We start from the raw sequence: 2366 nt of genomic DNA on the forward strand, positions 1-2366 counted from the left end.
AGCGTAGGCAGTCCAGTGGAGGCCACGCTTTTTGTGGCCGGAACGAATTTAAGCGGTTTGTTAGGCATTTTTTTGCTCCAGTTTTACACCCATTGTCATGGGGGGAAAGACATGCCTGATTATAATTCTGCATTTATTCACTAGAACAAGGATAATTTCATTTACAGCGCCCTCACCCAAGTAATCTGTTTGAATTACTTCATCAACTTTCATCGGAAGGCACGAAGCATTGAACGGCGACTGACAATTTACTGACTCAATTTTTTCCAATGACAACGCCATCCCGGGATACCGACCAGCAATCCCAATTTCACATGGTTTGACCAAGAATATAGTTTGATCATCAAATAATAAATTAATGTCATAACAAATCAGAAAACCTTCATTAGTATCGTCTTGCCAAGCAGCATGAACCTTCTCATGGTTTTCCCCAAGACGAATTTCAACAAGGTATTTGCTATCTAAACTAATCTTTTCGTTCATGGAAATGCCTAACGCCCGCAGCACGCGCGGCTTTGTAGTGGAGGCGAAGCCGCAACGAAAAAGGCGTCGCCGTGCCTGCGCTTGTTAGCTTTTTTCACAGTTCTGCTTCCACTCTTTAAACAGCGATTTCACGGCTTCGCTGACTTCGCTACGAAGATGTAGATCATGTGCTTGTAGCTCATATTCATAGAATATGGATTCAAAATTAATTGTTTGTTTGCAGCTAAAGCTGCCTGCCGATTCAGAGCAATGGCCTATATACCAGTCCGATGGAATAGCTTTTCCTGGGTTCTTCAAAGGCGCAGATCGAACAAGGTGCCACATAAACAGAGGCTCGTGATACTCATAAACACGATAAAACGGCAGGCTTGGGTCTTTTTCCACATACACGGTATCTCTTTTGTCGTAAACGTTCCAAGCGGCTTCAGCCATTCCATTAGGATTGCCAATCTGTGAGCTTGCATATGCCAACCCCATTAGCTCATGCTCAAAATCTACCCCATTACTGTTGATATGGCTTAATGTGTATCCCGAAACCTTAGCCTTAATATTTTGAGCTGGAATGTATATCAATTCTTGACCATCCGAACTATCGAGCTCGTCAGCGATAGGTGCAAGAAATGCTTTCATAAATGAACTATCCGGTGAAAAACTAGATGGATAGCAAATTTTAGTGTCATCTAGTCGCACTTTTCTAAGGCTTTCGGCATAAGTAACTTGCGAGCTAAAAATCACCAAGATAAAGAGATAAAACTTCATACTTCTCCTGAAAGCTAACGCGAAGCACAGCGGCGGCCCGTCAGGGACGTCCGGCGGCCACCGGCCGCGTACTGTTGCGCCTTGTTAAATGGCCCTGGGCACACGGTCCGACTGAGCCACTGTTTGATTGAGTTGCCGGAGCTTGTTGAGAGAGATTTGAAACTGACCATTACTCGGTAGCCGTTTACCTGTGAACTGATCCCAAACAAGGGCTCCTGGCCCGTTATAAATTTCTTCGAATGTTCCGTCACGCAAGATCTTGATGATGATCGTATGCTGCGGCTGACTCCGGAACGCTACAGATTTGGATTGCGTAGCCTTGATCTCAACTTCCAAGCCTGTTTCGGTGACAGCGTCATAGCCTTTGTTGGAAGCTGCCTTCAGCTCCAAATTATAGGCGTCGGCCACGATGCACTCACCCAGACTGCCAACCATGTGACCATCCGGGGTGAAGTGCCTGCCCGGGAACATGGTCTCCAACTCATTGACCGTGGCATAGAGTTGCTTGACCAAGGTCCGGAATTTATCGTGATCGATCATAGACATTTAACGCTTTGCCAATGGGCAAATGCGAACGTTGTTGGGCGAAGCCCAGTGAGTATTTGTCCCAGCCGCGCTTTTCGCGGCGAAATTAGGCAACTTGTTAGTGTGAACTTGGATCAAAACCATAACGCCACTCATTTAGTCTACCGTCAGATGATTCTATGCTATATATATCCATTAGCTTCTCCATGTAAAATAAACCTTGATCCATTTCTTCTGAGTCCATTGTTTCAAGTTGTAATGCAGCCATTTTTAAAATGCTCCAAAACTCTTTTTCACTCAAGTTATTATCTTTTTCGATTATGAGTTTATCTATAACAGCATTTATGATGTTCTCTGCCTGAATTCTAGTTTGTTCATCTGGCGCACCAGGATAAAGCTCACCTAAATCCTCTACAAATTTTTTCTGTGATTTGAAATTTAGAAGGGCTTCTTTGACATCATTTCCATTTGGTAGCAATTTGCTATCTCCTTCATTACAGCCTTGAATAATTAGACAGGCTAGCAAAATAATTACGAGCTTCATTTGTTCACACTAACGCTTGCAGCATGCGCGGCTTTGGAATGGAGGCAAAGCCGCA

At 44.1% G+C, this 2366-nt stretch carries 4 protein-coding genes; all 4 read right to left on the reverse strand.

Features of this window, described 5'->3' with window-relative positions; translation table 11 throughout:
- Positions 1 to 60 precede the first annotated feature (60 nt).
- Positions 61 to 483: a hypothetical protein gene (locus NOG12_RS12990; protein ID WP_153827398.1), complete on the reverse strand. Its 423-nt coding sequence runs from the start codon at positions 481 to 483 to the stop codon at positions 61 to 63.
- An 84-nt stretch (positions 484 to 567) separates the two neighbouring features.
- A complete protein-coding gene (locus NOG12_RS12995; protein WP_092839476.1) occupies positions 568 to 1242 on the reverse strand; it encodes a hypothetical protein in 675 nt (224 codons plus the stop codon).
- 84 nt (positions 1243 to 1326) lie between these two features.
- Positions 1327 to 1782 carry a DUF6998 domain-containing protein gene (locus NOG12_RS13000; protein ID WP_110077058.1) on the reverse strand — a complete coding sequence of 152 codons (456 nt, stop codon included), beginning with the start codon at positions 1780 to 1782 and terminating at the stop codon, positions 1327 to 1329.
- Positions 1783 to 1885: 103 nt separating this feature from the next.
- Positions 1886 to 2311 carry a DUF4844 domain-containing protein gene (locus NOG12_RS13005; protein WP_313933485.1) on the reverse strand — a complete coding sequence of 142 codons (426 nt, stop codon included), beginning with the start codon at positions 2309 to 2311 and terminating at the stop codon, positions 1886 to 1888.
- Between the last annotated feature and the right edge of the window lie 55 nt (positions 2312 to 2366).

Source organism: Pseudidiomarina fusca (genome assembly GCF_032227045.1).
In the GTDB taxonomy this organism is placed as follows: domain Bacteria; phylum Pseudomonadota; class Gammaproteobacteria; order Enterobacterales; family Alteromonadaceae; genus Pseudidiomarina; species Pseudidiomarina fusca.